The sequence below is a fragment of the Streptomyces sp. NPDC102441 genome, assembly GCF_044765585.1.
Lineage (GTDB): Bacteria > Actinomycetota > Actinomycetes > Streptomycetales > Streptomycetaceae > Streptomyces.
In genome coordinates, this window is sequence record NZ_JBIWKH010000036.1 from 1 (window position 1) to 1,302 (window position 1,302).

General features: G+C 69.0%; 1 protein-coding gene. It reads left to right on the forward strand.

All coding sequences use genetic code 11. The annotated features are described in order from the left end of the window. Window positions 1-45 precede the first annotated feature (45 nt). Window positions 46-1,263 (forward strand): IS30 family transposase, encoded by a 1,218-nt coding sequence (locus ACIREO_RS39675; protein ID WP_404119972.1) that lies wholly within the window; start codon window positions 46-48, stop codon window positions 1,261-1,263. Window positions 1,264-1,302 lie beyond the last annotated feature (39 nt).

Sequence of the window (1,302 nt, forward strand, 5' to 3'; positions counted from 1 at the left end):
CTTAGGTTCTAGTGGTTGTCGCAACACCCCAGCTCAAGGGGTGCGATGGACTTCGAGATCCGCAAGGTGCGGACCACGGCTCAGGGGCCGGTGAAGTTGCGCCGGGAGCGGGAGGCATACTCCCGGCTCGTGCAGCAGGGATACAGCAACACGGAAGCCTGCCGGATCGTCGGGGTTGACCGGCGAACCGGCAACAAGTGGCGTAACGGCCGCAGCGCCGACCGTAGGCAGAAGGCGGTACCACCGATTTCCGCGGTGGTGCCGCCTTCCGGCACATCCAGGTACCTGTGTGAGGACGAGCGGATCCATATCGCGGACCGGCTGCGGGAGAAGGCCACCGTGAGGGCGATCGCCGCGGAGCTGGGCCGCAGTCCGTCCACGGTCAGCCGGGAAATCCGGCGCAACCGCCACTCCGGCAGCGGGGCCTATCGTCCGCACGCGGCTCAGGCCCGCGCTGATGCCCGACGGCCCCGCCCCAAGCTCCGCAAGATCACCCGGAACCCGGAGCTTCGCGACGCCGTCCAGGCGATGCTGGACGAGAAGTGGAGCCCGGAACAGATATGCCAGGCTCTGCGGGCACAGTTCCCCGACCGGGCGGAGATGCACGTGGTCCACGAGACCGTCTACCAGGCGCTCTACGTTCAGGGCAGGGGCCAGCTACGGCGCGACCTCGCCGGCGCCCTGCGCTCAGGGCGGGCCCGCCGCAGGCCCCAGCGGCAGGCCAACTGCCGGCAGCCGCGCTTCACCACCCCGATGATCATGATCAGTGAACGGCCTGCCGAGGCCGAGGACCGGGCGGTGCCCGGCCACTGGGAGGGCGATCTGATTATCGGCAAGGACGGGAAGTCCGCGATCGGCACCCTCGTCGAACGCGCGACCCGCTACGTCATGCTCCTGCACCTGCCCGGCGATCACGCAGCCGAGGCCGTCCTGACCGCGCTGACGGCCACCGCCCAGACCCTGCCCGCACACCTCAAGCGGTCCCTGACCTGGGACCAGGGCAGCGAAATGGCCCGGCACGGCGAGTTCACCCTCGCCACCGACATCCCGGTCTACTTCTGCGACCCCGCCAGCCCCTGGCAGCGCGGCTCGAACGAGAACACGAACGGGCTGCTGCGGCAGTACTTCCCCAAGGGCACCGACCTCTCGGTCCACAGCCCCGAGCACCTGGACGCCGTCGCTGACCAGCTCAACCGCCGCCCACGCAAAACGCTCGGCTGGGAAACCCCAGCCGAGCGTCTGGCTAAACTCCTCGCGGCCTAGACAACCGACCACGTGTTGCAACGATCGCTAGAAACCGCC

Excerpts from the sequence above, each read along its gene's own strand:
- ACIREO_RS39675 (WP_404119972.1), top strand. The coding sequence starts at position 46 with ATGGACTTCGAGATCCGCAAGGTGCGGACCACGGCTCAGGGGCCGGTG.